This window comes from Yonghaparkia sp. Soil809 (assembly GCF_001429705.1).
Taxonomy (GTDB): Bacteria; Actinomycetota; Actinomycetes; order Actinomycetales; family Microbacteriaceae; genus Microcella.
On sequence record NZ_LMSV01000002.1, the window covers coordinates 356,026 to 372,660 of the forward strand.

Annotated in this window: 14 protein-coding genes and 1 tRNA gene; 11 read left to right on the forward strand and 4 right to left on the reverse strand. The window is 72.8% G+C overall.

Features of this window, described 5'->3' with window-relative positions:
* The first annotated feature begins 5 nt into the window (after positions 1-5).
* Positions 6-482 carry a RimK/LysX family protein gene (locus ASG83_RS09280; RefSeq protein ID WP_055860338.1) on the forward strand — a complete coding sequence of 159 codons (477 nt, stop codon included), beginning with the start codon at positions 6-8 and terminating at the stop codon, positions 480-482.
* A gap of 141 nt (positions 483-623) precedes the next feature.
* Here the strand turns inward: ASG83_RS09280 and ASG83_RS09285 are convergent.
* A tRNA-Arg gene (locus tag ASG83_RS09285) sits at positions 624-696 on the reverse strand.
* A 54-nt stretch (positions 697-750) separates the two neighbouring features.
* Between ASG83_RS09285 and ASG83_RS09290 the strand changes: the two genes are divergently transcribed.
* From ASG83_RS09290 to ASG83_RS09300, 3 genes are read left to right on the forward strand one after another with little or no spacing between them, the layout of a single operon-like run.
* Complete coding sequence (locus tag ASG83_RS09290; RefSeq protein WP_055860341.1) at positions 751-1,587, forward strand: transglutaminase family protein; 837 nt, start codon at positions 751-753, stop codon at positions 1,585-1,587.
* A gap of 31 nt (positions 1,588-1,618) precedes the next feature.
* Positions 1,619-3,283, forward strand: a complete 1,665-nt coding sequence (argS, locus tag ASG83_RS09295; protein ID WP_055860345.1) for an arginine--tRNA ligase — start codon at positions 1,619-1,621, stop codon at positions 3,281-3,283.
* 3 nt (positions 3,284-3,286) lie between these two features.
* On the forward strand, positions 3,287-4,087 hold the full coding sequence (locus tag ASG83_RS09300; RefSeq protein WP_055860348.1) for a DUF2993 domain-containing protein: 801 nt from the start codon (positions 3,287-3,289) through the stop codon (positions 4,085-4,087).
* A gap of 4 nt (positions 4,088-4,091) precedes the next feature.
* On the opposite strand, the gene ASG83_RS09305 is transcribed toward ASG83_RS09300, so the two are convergent.
* Positions 4,092-5,468, reverse strand: a complete 1,377-nt coding sequence (locus ASG83_RS09305) for an MBL fold metallo-hydrolase RNA specificity domain-containing protein (RefSeq protein WP_055860351.1) — start codon at positions 5,466-5,468, stop codon at positions 4,092-4,094.
* Positions 5,469-5,661: 193 nt separating this feature from the next.
* Here ASG83_RS09305 and lysA point away from each other — a divergent pair, with 193 nt between their 5' ends.
* From lysA to prmC, 7 genes are all read left to right on the forward strand, one after another.
* Entirely contained in the window at positions 5,662-7,116 is a 1,455-nt protein-coding gene (gene lysA / locus ASG83_RS09310; RefSeq protein ID WP_055860353.1) for a diaminopimelate decarboxylase, read from the forward strand.
* On the forward strand, positions 7,113-8,441 hold the full coding sequence (locus tag ASG83_RS09315; RefSeq protein WP_055860357.1) for a homoserine dehydrogenase: 1,329 nt from the start codon (positions 7,113-7,115) through the stop codon (positions 8,439-8,441). Before lysA ends, ASG83_RS09315 begins: the two co-directional genes overlap by 4 nt.
* On the forward strand, positions 8,442-9,524 hold the full coding sequence (thrC, locus tag ASG83_RS09320; RefSeq protein WP_055860360.1) for a threonine synthase: 1,083 nt from the start codon (positions 8,442-8,444) through the stop codon (positions 9,522-9,524).
* Positions 9,524-10,474: a homoserine kinase gene (gene thrB / locus ASG83_RS09325; protein WP_055860363.1), complete on the forward strand. Its 951-nt coding sequence runs from the start codon at positions 9,524-9,526 to the stop codon at positions 10,472-10,474. The genes thrC and thrB overlap by 1 nt, the downstream gene beginning before the upstream one ends.
* A 171-nt stretch (positions 10,475-10,645) precedes the next feature.
* Positions 10,646-12,760, forward strand: a complete 2,115-nt coding sequence (rho, locus tag ASG83_RS09330; RefSeq protein ID WP_055860366.1) for a transcription termination factor Rho — start codon at positions 10,646-10,648, stop codon at positions 12,758-12,760.
* Positions 12,761-12,800: 40 nt separating this feature from the next.
* The gene (gene prfA, locus ASG83_RS09335) at positions 12,801-13,883 is read left to right on the forward strand and encodes a peptide chain release factor 1 (RefSeq protein WP_055860369.1); all 1,083 of its coding nucleotides are present in this window, start codon (positions 12,801-12,803) and stop codon (positions 13,881-13,883) included.
* A 22-nt stretch (positions 13,884-13,905) separates the two neighbouring features.
* Positions 13,906-14,763, forward strand: coding sequence for a peptide chain release factor N(5)-glutamine methyltransferase (prmC, locus tag ASG83_RS09340; protein ID WP_055860372.1), 858 nt, complete (start codon positions 13,906-13,908; stop codon positions 14,761-14,763).
* A gap of 4 nt (positions 14,764-14,767) precedes the next feature.
* Here prmC and ASG83_RS09345 read toward each other — a convergent pair whose 3' ends face one another.
* Both ASG83_RS09345 and ASG83_RS09350 read right to left on the reverse strand, forming a co-directional pair.
* Positions 14,768-15,931 (reverse strand): N(5)-(carboxyethyl)ornithine synthase, encoded by a 1,164-nt coding sequence (locus ASG83_RS09345; protein WP_055860375.1) that lies wholly within the window; start codon positions 15,929-15,931, stop codon positions 14,768-14,770.
* A gap of 42 nt (positions 15,932-15,973) precedes the next feature.
* On the reverse strand, positions 15,974-16,597 hold the full coding sequence (locus tag ASG83_RS09350; RefSeq protein WP_055860378.1) for an HAD-IA family hydrolase: 624 nt from the start codon (positions 16,595-16,597) through the stop codon (positions 15,974-15,976).
* Between the last annotated feature and the right edge of the window lie 38 nt (positions 16,598-16,635).

Below are 16,635 nucleotides of genomic sequence, written 5' to 3' on the forward strand. Positions count from 1 at the left end.
AGGGTGTGACGGAGTCCGCCCATTCAATCACCATCGCCGGATGGCGAGAGTGGATCGCTCTGCCCAGCGCCGGCATCCCCTGGATCAAGGCCAAGCTCGACACCGGCGCCCGCACCTCCTCGGTGCACGCGTTCGACGTCGAGCTCGTCGGGGAGGGCGAGGACGAGCGCGTGCGCTTCCGGATCCACCCCTGGCAGGAGTCGGCGGCGGACGCCGTGCTCGTCGAGTGCCCCGTGCACGACCGCCGCAGCGTGCGCAGCTCGTCGGGCCATGTCGAGGAGCGCCTCGTCGTCCTCATGGACGTCGCCATCATGGGGCGCCCCGTCACGACGGAGGTCACGCTGAGCAATCGCGACACGATGGGGTTCCGGATGCTCATCGGTCGTCAGGCGCTGCGCCACGGCTTCGTGGTCGACTCGGCCCGGTCGTTCCTCGGCGGCCGCGCGCCCAAAGAGGTGCGTCGGGCCAACCGCGGCCGCTAGCCGCGCGGAGCGCGCTGCGCCGCAGGGGCGGCGACGCGGCCAGGAATGAACAGCGCGCTGCGCCGCAGGAGCGGCGGCGCAGCCAGGAATGAACAGCGCGCTGCGCCGCAGGAGCGGCGGCGCAGCCAGGAGTGAACGCAGCGCCCCCGACAGGATTCGAACCTGCGGCCCTCAGTACCGGAAACTGATGCTCTATCCCCTGAGCTACGGAGGCGAGAGTCAGCCTAGCGGGTTCCCCGGGGCCGTGGCGCCGTGCCAGCATGTGGCCATGACGCCGGCCTCGGTCCGCACTCAGCTCGTCCGGGAGGTCGGGTGCGCGCTCGACGGGGTCCTCGGCGAGCCGACCGCGCTCGTGCTCGCGATCGCCGTCGCCGACGCGGAGGGCCTGTCGCGATCGGAGCGCCTCCGCGTCGCGGTCGACGGCCGATCGCTCGCGGCGGCCGAGCATCCCGGGCCGGCGGGCACTCGCTGGCACACGGTCGACGCGCCCGCGGGGCGACTGCGGATCGAGTACGAGGCGACGGTGCGCGGCCGAGCGCGGCCGGCGGCGGTCTCGCCGCTGGACCGGATCCTCGATGTGCGCCCGAGCCGCTACGTGCAGAGCGACATCGTCCCCGCCCTCATCCACGGGGAGGTGGTGCGAGCCTTCGCGACGCTGCCGCCGCTCGAGCGCATCGGCGCGGTGCGCGACGCGGTCGGCGGCGCCCTCGAGTACTCGTGGGCGTCCACACGCCTCACCGACGGCATCGCGGAGCCGCTCGAGGCGGGGCAGGGTGTCTGCCGGGACTTCGCGCACGTCGTCGCCGGCATCCTGCGGGCGACCGATCTGCCGGCGCGCGTCGTCTCGGTCTACGCTCCTGGGCTCGAGCCGATGGACTTCCACGCCGTCGTCGAGGTCGCGGTGGGCGAGGAGTGGCTTCTCGTGGACGCGACCGGTCTCGCGCCGCGGCGGACGATGCTCCGCATCGCGACGGGGCGGGATGCCGCGGACACCGCGTACCTCGCCAGCGACGGCTCGGCGCTCGCCCTGACCTCCGTGCGCGTGCGGGCCGCGGCGAGCGAATGCGGGCCGGAGCTGCCCGAGGAGCTGCTCGCCCTCGGCTGATCGCCCCGGTGCGCCTCGGTAGGATTCGAGGGTGAATCCCGACCTCCTCGCCTCGTCTCTGCTCGCCGCCGTCACCGCCGCGGTCGAGCGACGCGACGCGGAGGCGGCCGGCTCGCTCTCGGTCGGCGACATCGCGCTCGAGCGCCCGCGCAACCGGGACCACGGCGACTGGGCGACGAGCGTCGCGCTCAAGCTCGCGAAGCGCATCGGGCTCGCGCCGCGCGCGCTCGCGGAGGAGCTCGCGACCGCGTTCGGCGCGATCGAGGGCGTCGCGAGCGTGGAGATCGCCGGTCCCGGGTTCCTCAACATCCGGCTCGAGGCCGGCGCGGCCGGGGCGCTCGCCGCGGCGATCGTCGCCGCGGGCGAGGGCTACGGGGGCAACGACGCTCTCGCGGGCCAGTCGATCAACCTCGAATTCGTCTCCGCGAACCCCACGGGGCCCCTGCACATCGGGCACACCCGGTGGGCGGCGCTCGGCGACTCGCTCGCGCGCGTGCTGAAGGCCGCCGGTGCGGCGGTCACGAGCGAGTTCTACATCAACGACGCCGGCGCGCAGATGGACACCTTCGGGGAGTCGGTCCTCGCGGCCGCGCTCGGCGACCCGGCTCCGGAGAACGCCTACCCGGGCCAGTACATCGCCGACCTCGGCGCGCGCGCTCTCGCTGAACGGCCCGACCTCGCCCACCTCCCGCGCGCGGACGCCGTCGCGGTCGCCCGGGAGCTCGCCTACGGCTGGCAGCTCGCCGAGATCCGCGAGTCGCTCGAGCGCTTCAACGTCCGCTTCGACGTCTGGTTCAGCGAGCGCACGCTGCACTCCGCGACCGACGGGACGCGCAGCGCGATCGATGAGGCGGTCGACCGCCTTCGCGCTCAGGGGCACGTCTTCGACGAGGAGGACGCGATCTGGGTGCGCACGACCGACTTCGGCGACGACAAGGACCGCGTGATCCGGCGCGGCAACGGCGTCCACACCTACTTCGCCGCCGACGCCGCCTACTACCTCTCCAAGAAGGACCGGGGCTTCGGGCGCACGATCTACCTGCTCGGCGCGGACCACCACGGCTACGTGCATCGTCTGAAGGCGCTCGCGGGTGCCGCCGGCGACGACCCCGAGACCGACATCGAGGTCCTCATCGGGCAGCTCGTCAGCATCAACGGGGCGCGGCTCAGCAAGCGCGCGGGCAACATCATCGAGCTGAACGACCTGCGCGAATGGCTCGGCACGGATGCCCTGCGCTACTCGCTCGCCCGGTACCCGGCCGACTCGCCGCTGACTCTCGACCCGGAGCTGCTGCAGAAGCGCACCAACGACAACCCGGTCTTCTACGTCCAGTACGCCCACGCCCGCACGCACCAGGTCGCGCGCAACGCGGACGCGGCCGGGGTGGACGGCTCCCGCTTCTCGGCCGAGCTGCTGACCGAGGAGACGGAGAGCATCCTGCTCGGCGCCCTCGCCGAGTTCCCGCGCATCGTCGCCCAGGCGGCGAGCCTGCGCGAGCCGCACCGCGTCGCGCGCTACCTCGAGGAGCTCGCGGCGTCCTTCCACCGCTGGTACGACGCCTGCCGCGTGACACCGGTCGGCGACGACCCGGTCGAGCCGGTCCACCACTCCCGCCGCGTGCTCGCCGACGCGACCGGTCAGGTGCTCCGCAACGGCCTGGGCCTCCTGGGCGTCTCCGCTCCGGAGCGGATGTAGCCGATGAGCGCCTCCGCTCCCGCCGACCGGCCCGTCGCGAGCCGCCGTCGCGGCGGTCGCCGAGCGGTCATCATCGTCGGCGTGACGGCCGCCCTCCTCGGCGTGCTCGCGCTCGCCGCGATCGTCGCCGACGGCGCCGTCCGGGGAGTCATCCGCGACGAGGTCGCCGATCGGGTGCGCACCGCCCTCGAGCTCGACCCCGAGCATCCTGTCGCAGTCGACATCGCGGGCCGATCGGTGCTCCTTCAGCTCGCGTCGGGGCGATTCGAGCGCGTCGACGTCGACGCCGGCGAGATCTCGGCCGGCGACCTGACCGGCACTCTGACCATGTCGGCCACGGGCATCCCCGTCGACAGCACGCGGCCGACCGAGCGCGTCGATGCCCGCTTCGTCGTCCAGGAGGGCGACATCGCCGCGATCGCGGGCGCTCTCTCGGGTGCGTCGATCGAAGAGGTGGCGCTCGAGGGCGGCCAGATCCGCTTCCGCTCGACTCTCGACCTGCTGGGGATCCCTCTCGAGGTCGGCGTGGGGCTCCTGCCGGAGGCGGCGGACGGCGCCCTGACCTTCACCCCCGCCTCGCTCGTCCTCGGCGAGGAGGAGATCGACCTGCAGCGCTTCGCCGAGCAGTTCGGCGGGCTCGGCGACGGCCTGCTCTCGGCGCAGTCGGTGTGCGTCGCCGAGCACCTGCCGAGCGGTCTCCTCCTGGAGAAGGTCGACGTCGAGGAGGACGCTCTCGTGATCGCGCTCGGCGCCGACGACGTCGCGCTCGACGGGCCGGCGCTCTCTCAGCGCGGCACGTGCTGACCCGCTAGATCTCCACCTGCTCGCCCTGCTCGGGCACTCGCGCGCGCACGCGGAGCTCGCGCTCGATGCGCCCGCGCAGCACGTCGGCGGCGTCCGGCTCGCCATGCACCACGTAGGCGTGCTCGACGCTCGCGTCGCGCATCCAATCGAGGATCTGCTCCGCGTCGGCGTGCGCCGACATGCTCTGCAGCTGCACGACCTCGGCCGCGATCCGAATCTCGCGGCCGAAGATCCGCAGCGACTCCGCGCCCCCGGCGAGAGCGGCCCCGCGCGTCCCGCCCGCCTGGTACCCCGTGAGCACGATCGCGTTGCGCGCGTCCCCGCCGTATGCGGCGAGGTGATGAAGAATCCGCCCGCCGGTGAGCATCCCGCTCGCGGCGACGATGATCATCGGCCCGCCGCGCAGGTTCAGCAGCTTCGAGTCGTCCACCGTGCGGACCATCGTCGCGAGGTCGTACAGGTCGGCGAAGTCGTCGCCGGTCACGCGGTGCTCGTCCGGGTGCGCGCGGTAGAGGGCCGTCGCATCCACCGCCATGGGGCTGTTGAGGTAGATCGGCGCGTTCGGGATCCTGCCCGCGCGCCGCAGTCTCGACAGGTGCAGCAGAAGGGCCTGCGCGCGCCCGACCGCGAACGCCGGGATCATCACGACGCCGCCCCGCCCGAGCACGCGTTCGAGCACGGGAGCGAGCTCCTCCGCCGGGTCGGTGACCGGATGCGCGCGGTCGCCGTACGTCGACTCGACGAGCAGCGCGTGCGCGGGTGACAGGGCGGAGAGCGGCTCGGGCGCGATCATGAGTGCGTCGTCGGCACGGCCGAGGTCTCCGCTCACGTGCAGCTCGCGTCCGCTCGCCCGGAAGCGGACGTGCGCGGCGCCGAGGATGTGCCCGGCGTGATGCAGCTCCGCCTCCACGCGCCCGGGGAGGGTGATCGTCTCGCCGAACCGCCGCGCGCTGACGCTCTCGAGCGCCCGCTCGGCGTCGACGGTCGTGTAGAGCGGGGCGGGGGAGTCGTGCTTGGAGTACCCCTTCCTCGCCGCGAAGCGCGCCTCCTCCTCCAGCAGGTGGGCCGAGTCGGGCCACAGGAGCCCGACGAGCGACGCGGTGCCCGACGAGCAGATGATCGGCCCGCTGAACCCGTCGCGCACGAGCGCCGGCAGGTAGCCGGAGTGGTCGAGGTGCGCGTGCGTCACCACGACCGCGTCGATCGACGACGGCGGCACGGGGAACGGCGCCCGGTTGCGCAGCCGCAGCTGCTTGTACCCCTGGAACAGGCCGCAGTCGATGAGAATGCGCGCGCCGTTCGACTCGAGCAGGAACCGGGACCCCGTCACCGTTCCCGTCCCGCCGAGGAACCGCAGCGTCGGGTGCTCGTCGTGGGCCATCTCCGCATCCCTTCTCGCGAGACGGCGCCGTCTCGTCGCCCGCCCAGTGTGCTCCGCATCCGCGACCCGGCCCAGGGGCGAAAGGCCCCTGTCGGCGCACGGTAGAATTCCCCTGGCTTCAGGGACCAATCCGGGTTCGCTCGCCTCACTCCCGTGCAGAGACTTCCGTGCAGATCCCCGTGAGGTGCGTTCCGTGTCCGTCAACCCGCTCGCTCCGGCGTGGCTCCGCCACCCCGACGACGCGAACGCGCTGCCCGCGCACGTCTGGCCGTCCTCGGCCGAGCGCGGCGCCGACGGCTCCCTCCTGATCGGCGGCGTTCCGGCCCCGGCGCTCGCCGCGGAGTTCGGCACCCCCCTGTACGTGGTCGATGAGGCGGATGCCCGCTCGCGCGCCGCCCGCACGCTCGACGCCTTCCGCACCGCCTTCGCGAGCCTCGACGCCGACGCCGTCGTCTACTACGCCGGCAAGGCCTTCCTGTGCACAGAGGTCGTCCGCTGGATGCTCGACGCGGGCCTCAACATCGACGTCGCGAGCGGCGGTGAGCTCGCCGTCGCGCTCGCGGCGGGAGCGGACCCCGCCCGCCTGGGCCTCCACGGCAACAACAAGTCGCTCGCCGAGATCGACCGCGCGGTCGGCGTCGGCGTCGGGGCGATCGTCGTCGACTCGCTCGTCGAGATCGAGCGCGTCGCCGAGGCCGCCGTGCGGCACGGCCGCACCCAGTCGGTGCGCGTGCGCATCAACTCGGGCGTCCACGCCCACACCCACGAGTACCTCGCGACGGCGCGCGAGGATCAGAAGTTCGGCATCCCGCTCGCGGATGCGGCCGACGCGGTCGCCCGCATCCGCGCGCACGCCCCGCACCTGCGGCTCCTGGGCCTGCACTCTCACATCGGCTCGCAGATCTTCGTCGTCGACGGCTTCCTGGAGGCCGCGCGCCGCCTGCTCGCCGTCCACGCCGAGCTGCTCGCGGGCGGCGACGTGCCCGAGCTCAACCTCGGCGGCGGCTTCGGCATCGCCTACCTCGACTCCGACGAGGCGCCCGCGATCGAGAGCATCGCGACCCATCTCGCCGAGGCGATCGGGTCCGTGTGCGCCGAGCTGGGCATCCCGGTGCCGCGCATCGCCGTCGAGCCGGGCCGCACGATCATCGGCCCCGCGGGCGTGACCCTGTACGAGGTCGGCACGACGAAGGACGTCGTCGTGACGACGGACGACGGCGGGAGCGCCGTGCGCCGCTACGTCAGCGTCGATGGCGGCATGAGCGACAACGCCCGCCCCGCGCTGTACGGCGCCGACTACGGCGTCCGCCTCGCCGGGCGCTCCTCGAGCGCCGAGCCCGCGCTCGTCCGCGTCGCCGGCAAGCACTGCGAGAGCGGCGACATCGTCGTCCAGGCCGACTACCTGCCCGGAGACGTCGCCCCGGGCGATCTCGTCGCCGTCCCCGCGACGGGCGCCTACTGCTTCTCGCTCGCCAGCAACTACAACTACCTCGCCCGCCCCGCCGTGGTCGCCGTCCGCGACAGCGCCGCCCGCGTGATCGTGCGCGGCGAGACCGAGGCCGATCTGCTGCGTCGCGACGTCGGCATCTCCGAGCCCGCCGCTCCCCACGACCCCGCTGCCCGACCCGAGAGGATCACCCGCCCGTGATCGAGTACCGCAACCTCCGCATCGCCCTGCTGGGAGCCGGCAGCGTCGGCGCCCAGGTGGCCGACCAGCTGCTGACCCACGCCGACGAGCTCGCCGCGCGCGTGGGCGCCGGCATCGAGCTCGTCGGCGTCGCGGTGCGCGATGTGGATGCTCCGCGCACGACCGACATCCCGCGCGAGCTGCTCACCGCCGACGCCGAGTCCCTGATCCTCGGCGCCGACATCGTCGTCGAGCTCATGGGCGGGCTGGAGCCGGCGCGCACGCTCATCCTCCAGGCCCTGAACTCGGGCGCCGACGTCATCACCGCCAACAAGGCGCTCCTCGCCACCCACGGCCCCGAGCTGTTCGAGGCGGCCGAGCAGGTCGGCGCGCAGCTCTACTACGAGGCCGCCGTCGGCGGGGCGATCCCGATCATCCGCCCGCTGCGCGATTCGCTCGCGGGCGACCGCGTCACGCGCATCCTCGGAATCGTCAACGGCACGACGAACTTCATCCTCGACCGCATGGACCGGCACGGCGAGACCATGGAGCAGGCGCTCGCCACGGCGACCGAGCTCGGTTACGCGGAGGCCGACCCGACCGCCGACGTCGGCGGCTACGACGCGGCGCAGAAGGCGGGCATCCTCGCCAGCCTCGCCTTCCACACGCTCGTGCCCGCCGACGCGGTCTACCGCGAGGGCATCACCGAGGTGACGCTCGACGACGTGCGCGCCGCCCGGAAGGCCGGCTACGTCGTCAAGCTGCTCGCGATCTGCGAGAAGATCGTCGACCCCGAGACCCTCGCCGAGGGCGTCTCGGCCCGCGTCTACCCGGCGCTCGTCCCCGAGGATCACCCGCTCGCGGCGGTCCACGGCGCCAACAACGCCGTCTTCGTCGAGGCTGAGGCCGCCGGCCCCCTCATGTTCTACGGCGCGGGCGCGGGCGGCATCCAGACCGCCTCGGCCGTGCTCGGCGACGTCGTCTCGGCGGCGCGCCGCCACGTCGTCGGCGGCCCCGGCGTCGCGGAGTCGACGCACGCAAATCTCCCGGTGCTGCCCATCAGCGCCGTCACCACCCGCTACCAGATCACCCTCCAGGTGGCGGACCAGCCCGGCGTGCTCGCGATGATCGCGACCCTCTTCAGCGAGCACGGGGTCTCCGTCGAGACGGTCGAACAGTCCGTCGTGTCGATCCGCGAGGGCGAGGGAGCGACCGCTCCCGCCGCTACTCTGGTGATCGGCACCCACGAGGCCTCGGAGGCCGATCTCGCCGCAACGGTCGCGGCACTGACCACCAGCACGGTCGTCCACAGCGTGACCGGCGTGCTGCGAGTAGAAGGACTGTAGATGGCGAAGCAGTGGCGCGGCGTTCTGCGCGAGTACGCCGACCGACTGGACATCAGCGACGCGACCCCGGTCGTCACGCTCGGCGAGGGCGGCACGCCGCTCATCCCCGCCCGCTACCTCTCCGAGCGCACGGGCGCCGAGGTGTGGGTCAAGTTCGAGGGCATGAACCCCACGGGGTCGTTCAAGGACCGCGGCATGACGATGGCGATCTCGAAGGCCGTCGAGCACGGCGCGAAGGCCGTCATCTGCGCCTCGACCGGCAACACGTCCGCCTCCGCGGCGGCCTACGCGACGCACGCGGGCATCACCGCCGCCGTGCTCGTGCCCGAGGGCAAGATCGCGATGGGCAAGCTCAGCCAGGCCGTCGCGCACAAGGCCGAGATCATCCAGATCCAGGGCAACTTCGACGACTGCCTCGACATCGCGCGCGAGCTCGCCGCGAACTACCCCGTGCACCTGGTGAACTCGGTCAACCCCGACCGCATCGAGGGTCAGAAGACGGCGGCGTACGAGGTCGTCGAGGTGCTCGGCGACGCTCCCGACTTCCACATCCTGCCCGTCGGCAACGCCGGCAACTACACCGCGTACCACCGCGGCTACCGCGAGGAGCTCGCGCGCGGCGTCGCGACGACGCTGCCGCGCATGTTCGGCTTCCAGGCCGCCGGCTCGGCCCCGCTCGTCACGGGCGAGGTCGTCCGGAGGCCCGAGACGATCGCGAGCGCCATCCGCATCGGCAACCCCGCGTCGTGGGAGCTCGCCCTCGCGGCGCACGCCGACAGCGACGGCTACTTCGGCGCGATCGACGACGCCGGCATCCTCGAGGCGCACCGCCTCCTGTCGCAGGAGGTCGGCGTCTTCGTCGAGCCCGCCTCGGCGATCTCGGTCGCGGGTCTCCTGGAGCGCGCCGAGGCCGGGGTCATCCCGCGCGGCGCCCGCGTGGTGCTGACGGTCACCGGCCACGGCCTCAAGGACCCGCAGTGGGCGCTCAAGCGCGCCGACGGCAGCGAGGTCGCCCCGACCGTCGTCCCCGTCGATACCGCGGAGGTCGCCGACGTCCTCGGCCTCGTCAAGGGCGCGCACTGATGGCGCTCGATCCGCGACTCGCCGGCCGCCGCGTGCACGTGAAGGTGCCCGCGACGACCGCGAACCTCGGGCCGGGCTTCGACACCCTGGGGCTCGCCCTTTCGGTCTACGACGAGCTCGAGGTCGCCGTGCGCGAGGCCCCGGGGGCGACCGTGCGCGTCGTGGGCGTGGGGGAGGGGGAGGTCCCGACCGACGAGTCGAACCTCATCGTCCGCTCGATCCGTCACACCTTCGACCACTACGGGGTCGAGATGCCGGGGCTCGAGCTCGTGGCGCACAACGTGATCCCGCACGGCCGCGGCATGGGCTCCTCCGGCGCCGCGATCGTCGGCGGCATCATGGCGGCCAAGGGGCTCCTGGAGGGCATCGTCGAGATCGACGCCGACGGGCTCCTCGCCCGCGCGACCGAGCTCGAGGGCCACCCCGACAACGTCGCTCCCGCGCTGTTCGGCGGACTCACGATCGCCTGGATGACCCCGCAGGGTCCGCAGCACAAGCGCCTCACCGTGCATCGCGGCGTCTCGCTGCTGGTGTGCGTGCCCGAGTCGACCACGATGTCGACGGCGCTCGCCCGCTCGCTGCAGCCGGAGTCGGTGCCCCACGAGGACGCGATCTTCAACGTCTCGCGCTCGGCGCTGCTCATCGCGGCGCTCATCCAGAGCCCGGAGCTGCTGTTCGCGGCCACGGAGGACAAGCTCCACCAGAATTACCGGGCGAGCGCGATGCCCGAGACGGATGCCCTCATCCAGGTGCTCCGCGCGAACGGCTTCGCGGCCGTCGTCTCCGGCGCCGGCCCGTCCATCCTGGTGCTCTGCGGCGACCCCGCGCAGCGCCTCGCCGCCGCCGAGGTCGTCGCGCAGAACGCCGCCACACCGTGGCAGTCGCACATGCTGGCCGTCGATTTCAAGGGTGCTACAGTGGTGGCGCATCCGGTCGAGGCCGCGGCTTAGGCCCACCTCCCCGGGCATCCCCAAGCAGCTATCGCTTTTCCACCGGCTCGTACCGCGGCACCGCGTTGCGCCCGTTTTCCCGGTTCATCATCACCGCCTCCCGTGCGGTCGGTCCGAAGCGATCAGCATCCTCCGCGGCACCATGCCCGGAGTCGAAAGGACACCACCTCCGTGACTGACATCACCGATCGCGCCTCGGGCGCGACCGCATCCGACCTGACCTCCCTCAAGCTCCCGCAGCTGCAGCAGCTCGCGACCGAGCTCGGCATCACCGGGGTCTCCAAGCTCCGCAAGGGCGACCTGCTCGCGGCGATCGTCGCCGTTCAGAGCGGCGGGAGCGTCGACGTCGACGCCGACCTGTCGACCGAGACCGCGCCGGCCGAGGCGCCCGAGGCGCCCGACGCTCCCGCGGCCCGCACCGAGGCGCCCGCGCGCCGCGGCTCGCGTCGCGTCACGAGCGGCACCGTCACCGCGGCCCCCACCGAGCCCGCCGCGACCGAGCCCGCCCCCACCGAGCCCGCCGCGACCGAGCCCGCCGCGACCGAGGCGGCACCGGCCGTGGCAGCGCCGACCGCGTCCACCGGCGGAGGCGACGCCGCCGCCGAGGGCGACGAGTCTCCCGCTGCCCGTCGTTCGGGCCGCCGCTCCGCTCGCGAGCACGCCGCCGGCGCCGCTGCGGGCGTCGAGGTCGCGCCCGCCGATGCGTCCGCCGACACCGACCGCTCCCGCGACGCCGAGACCGCAGACGACGACCCCGACAGCGCGGGCGGACGCGGTCGAAACCGCAACCGCAACCGCCGCAACCGCGACCGCAACCAGGGAGGTCAGCAGGCCGAGCAGGGCGACGCCGCCCCCGCCGGACGCCAGAGCGCCCGCGGCCAGGACGCCCAGAACGGCCAGCAGAACCAGAACGGCCAGCAGAACCAGAACGGCCAGCAGAACCAGCGCGGCCAGCAGGCCCAGAACGGCCCGCAGAACGAGCGCGGCCAGCAGAACCAGAACGGCCCGCAGAGCGAGCGCGCCGACCAGGACGCCGATGGCCGCGGCCGCGGCCGCGGGCGCGACCGCAAGCGCGGTCGGGGTCCCGCGGGCGACGACTTCGAGCCCGAGGTCGGCGAGGACGACGTCCTCATCCCCGTCGCGGGCATCCTCGACGTGCTCGACAACTACGCCTTCGTGCGCACGACGGGCTACCTGCCAGGACCGAGCGACGTCTACGTGTCCCTCGGCCAGGTGAAGAAGTACCACCTGCGCAAGGGCGACGCCGTCGTCGGCGCGATCCGGCAGCCGCGCGAGGGCGAGAGCCAGGGCCGCCAGAAGTACAACGCGCTCGTCTCGATCGACTCGATCAACGGCCAGACCGTCGAGGAGGCCGCCGCGCGCGTCGAGTTCGGCAAGCTCACGCCGCTCTACCCGCAGGAGCGCCTGCGCCTGGAGACCGAGCCGCAGAAGCTGTCGACGCGCATCATCGACCTCGTCGCCCCGATCGGCAAGGGCCAGCGCGGCCTCATCGTCTCGCCCCCCAAGGCGGGCAAGACCCTCGTGCTGCAGGCCATCGCCAACGCCATCGCGAAGAACAACCCCGAGGTCCACCTCATGGTCGTGCTCGTCGACGAGCGCCCCGAGGAGGTCACCGACATGCAGCGCTCGGTGAAGGGCGAGGTCATCGCCTCGACCTTCGACCGCCCCGCCGAGGACCACACGACCGTCGCCGAGCTCGCCATCGAGCGCGCGAAGCGCCTCGTCGAGCTCGGTCACGACGTCGTCGTCCTCCTCGACTCGATCACGCGGCTCGGTCGCGCGTACAACGTCACGGCGCCCACGAGCGGGCGCATCCTCTCGGGCGGTGTCGACTCGGCCGCCCTCTACCCGCCGAAGCGCTTCTTCGGCGCCGCGCGCAACATCGAGGACGGCGGCTCGCTGACCATCCTCGCGACCGCGCTCGTGGAGACCGGCTCGAAGATGGACGAGGTGATCTTCGAGGAGTTCAAGGGCACCGGCAACATGGAGCTCCGCCTCTCGCGCCAGCTCGCCGACAAGCGCATCTTCCCCGCCGTCGACATCTCCGCCTCCGGCACGCGCCGCGAGGAGATGCTGCTCGGCTCGGAGGAGGTCAAGGTCACCTGGCGCCTGCGCCGCGCCCTCGCCGGCCACGACACGCAGCAGTCGCTCGAGGTCGTCCTGGGCAAGCTGAAGGAGACCGCGTCGAACGTCGAGTTCCTCGTGCAGATCCAGAAGGCGCTGCCGCAGGCCGACCGCACCCAGCCCGCCCACAAGGAGGACTGATCGCGGGGGCCCGAAGCCCCCGCCCCACGAGGGAGTACCCATGTTCGACTCGGTCGCCGCACTCATCGCCGAGCACGAGGCGCTGCAGGAGCAGCTCGCCGACCCCGCGGTGCACGCCGATGCGGCGCGCTCCAAGAAGCTCAACCGCCGCTACGCGGAGCTCAGCCGCATCGTGCACGCGCACGAGGTCTGGGTGCAGGCGCAGGACGACCTGGTCGCCGCGCGCGAGCTCGCGAAGGAGGACGAGGCCTTCGCCGAGGAGGTCCCGAGCCTGGAGGAGCGCGTGACGACGACGCAGGAAAAGCTGCGGCGCCTGCTGATCCCGCGCGACCCCGACGACGGCCGCGACGTGATCATGGAGATCAAGGGAGGCGAGGGCGGCGAGGAGTCGGCGCTCTTCGCCGCCGACCTGCTGCGCATGTACTCGTACTACGCCGAGTCGCGCGGCTGGAAGGTCGAGGTCCTCGACTCCACGCAGAGCGACATGGGCGGCTTCAAGAACGTCCAGGTCGCGATCAAGTCGAACGCGACCGACCCCTCGCAGGGCGTCTGGGCGAGCATGAAGTACGAGGGAGGCGTGCACCGCGTGCAGCGCGTGCCGGCCACCGAGTCGCAGGGCCGTATCCACACCTCGACGACGGGCGTGCTCGTGTTCCCCGAGGTCGACGAGCCCGAGGAGGTCGAGATCAGCCAGAACGACCTCAAGATCGACGTCTTCCGCTCCTCCGGCCCCGGCGGGCAGAGCGTCAACACGACCGACTCGGCGGTGCGCATCACGCACCTGCCGACCGGGATCGTCGTGTCGATGCAGAACGAGAAGAGCCAGATCCAGAACCGCGAGGCCGCCATGCGCGTCCTGCGCGCGCGCATCCTCGCCAAGCAGCAGGAGGAGATCGACGCCGCGGCGAGCGACGCGCGCAAGAGCCAGATCCGCGGCATGGATCGCTCCGAGCGCATCCGCACCTACAACTTCCCCGAGAACCGCATCGCCGATCACCGCACCGGCTACAAGGCCTACAACCTCGACGCGGTGATGAACGGCGCCATGGGCCCGGTCATCGAGTCGTGCATCCAGGCAGACGAAGAGGCCCGTCTCGCCGCGCTCGGCGAGAGCGCCTCCTGAGCCCGGCCACGGGCATCCGCTCATGACGACGATCGACGCGCTGCGGCGCGAGGCGATCGACGCCCTCGCGGCCGGAGGGGTGCCCGCCCCCGAGGTCGACGCCGACCTCCTCATCGGTCACGTGCTGGGCCTCTCGCGCGGGGGAGTGCAGGCTCGCGCGCTCATCTCCTCCGCCGTCGCCGACGATGCCGCGGCCGCCATCCGCGCGGCGGTCACGCGTCGCGCCGCGCGCGAGCCGCTCCAGCACATCACGGGCCTCGCCCCGTTCCGCTCGCTCGAGCTCGAGGTCGGCCCCGGAGTCTTCACCCCGCGCCCCGAGACCGAGTTCGTCGTGCAGTTCGCGATCGACGCGCTCGCGCTCGTGCCGAGCCCTGATCCGCTCGCGGTCGACCTGGGCTCCGGCAGCGGCGCGATCGCCCTCGCGATGGCGACGGAGGTGCCGCACTCCCGGGTCGTCGCGGTCGAGAAGTCGGCGGATGCCCTGCCCTGGACCGCTCGCAACATCGAGCGCCACGGCGACGGCCGCGTGCGCCTCGTCGAGGGCGACCTCGCCGATGCGCTGCCCGAGCTCGACGGCCTCGTCGACGTCGTCGCCTCGAACCCTCCGTACATCCCTCTCGGCGCGGTGCCCCGCGACCCCGAGGTCCGGCTGTTCGATCCGGCCGCGGCGCTCTACTCCGGCGAGGACGGCCTGGATGCCGTGCGCGCGCTCTCCCGGACGGCCCGCCGTCTGCTCCGCCCCGGCGGCGCGCTCGTCATCGAGCACGGCGAGCTGCAGGCGGCCGACATCGGCGCGATCCTCCGCGCCGACGGCTTCTCGGCGATCGCCTGCCACCGCGACCTGCTCGGCCGCGACCGCGCGACGACCGCGCGCCGCTGACCGCTCAGGCGAGCGCGTGCGGGTACTCCGCCGACCGTCCCTGGAACGCCAGGATCGCGGGATTGCGCACGCGGCCGTCCTCGATCTCGATCGCGCGGCCGATGGTGTCGGACGCCGCCCACGACGCCGGGCCCTCCATGACGGTGCGGAGGAACGGCATGAGCGCCTCGCTGATCTCCCACGTCGTCGAGTTCCACAGCAGCGACGGGCTGTGGTCGACGGCGTAGTAGTTCGTCGAGTCGCCGATCGTGAGCATCGGGTCGGCGAACGAGGTCGGCCGCGCCCAGCTGAAGCCCATGCCCTCGTCGATCGACACGTCGATGATGAGGCTGCCGGGGCGGAATGCGCCGAGGTCGTCCTCCCGCAGGTACGTGAGCGGGGCGTTCGGGTCCTGCAGCGTGCAGTTGACGACGATGTCGTTGGCGGCGAGGAACTCGGGCAGGGCGACGGGTCCGTCGTCGGTGTTGACGGTGCTCGCGAACGGCGACGCGGCGTCGTGCTCGAACTGCACGATGTCGACCGACGGGATCGGCGAGCCGACCGCGGCGATGTCGCGGTTCGTGAGCACGCGCACATCGTGGATGCCGTGCGCATTGAGCGCGGTCACGGCGCCGCGGGCGGTGGCTCCGAATCCGATCACGACCCCGCTGAGGCGGCGGCCGTAGTCGCCCGTCGAGCCGCACAGCTGGAGGGCGTGGATGACGGAGCAGTAGCCGGCGAGTTCGTTGTTCTTGTGGAACACGTGCAGCCCGAACCCGCCGTCGGAGCGCCAGTGGTTCATCGCCTCCCAGGCGATGAGGGTCAGGCGCCTGTCGATCGCGAGCTGGGTGATCGCGCGGTCCTGGACGCAGTGCGGCCAGCCCCAGAGCGCCTGGCCCTCGCGCAGCTCCGCGAGGTCGGCGGCCTGCGGCTTGGGCAGCAGCACGATGTCGGCCTCGGCGATGACCTCGGCCCGGTCGGCCATGGCGCCCACGAGCGGCTCGAGCTCCGCATCCCCGATGCCGAATCGCGCCCCGTATCCGCGCTCGAGCGTCATGCGCGCGCGCAGATCGGCGTCGATGCGCTCGAGGTGCCCGGGGTGGATCGGCAGGCGGTGCTCGTCGGGCTTGCGCGAGCTCGCGACGACGCCGAGGCGCAGAAGGCCGGGCGCGGGGGAGGGGGAGGTCATACCCCACTGTAGAGGGGGCGCTCCGGCCGAGCGCCGGGGCCGCTAGGCCGCCTGGGCCTCGGCGGCGAACTCCTCGATCGCCGCGCGCAGCCCGGCCGCGTCGCGGTAGAGGTGCGCGGTGATGCCGATCGAGGCGGCGCCCTCGATGTTCTCGGGCCGGTCATCCGCGAAGAAGGCGCTCTCGGCGGCGACGCCGTAGTGCTCGAGCACGCGCGCGTAGACGAGCGGGTCGGGCTTGCGCGCCCCGAACGCGGCGCTCGCGTGCATGTTCTCGCGGCCCATGATGGGCACGAGCTCGGGCGCGACGACGTGCAGCTGATCGTGGATCAGGATGCCGTTGTTGGTCAGGAGCGCGACGCGCCCCAGCTCGCTCGCCCGACGCACCGCACTGAGGGCGTCCGGCCGCGGTCGCGTCGCCTCCGCGCGGATCCGCACCCACTCCGTCACGGGGATGTCCGCGCCGATCGACGCGTTCACCGCGGCCAGGTACGCCTCGGGCGTCGCCGGTGTCCCCGCCTCGGCCTGCCACTCCAGCCCGGAGATCCACCACCGGCGCCGCAGCTCGTGCAGGTCGTGCCCCGTGATGGCCGTGAGGTCGGCCATGCGGGTGCGCCAGTCGTAGTCGTACAGGACGTCGTCCATGTCGAAGAGGAAGAGCAGGCTCATGCGCGTCGGGATCCCGTTCGGTCGACTGGGGGAGGAGC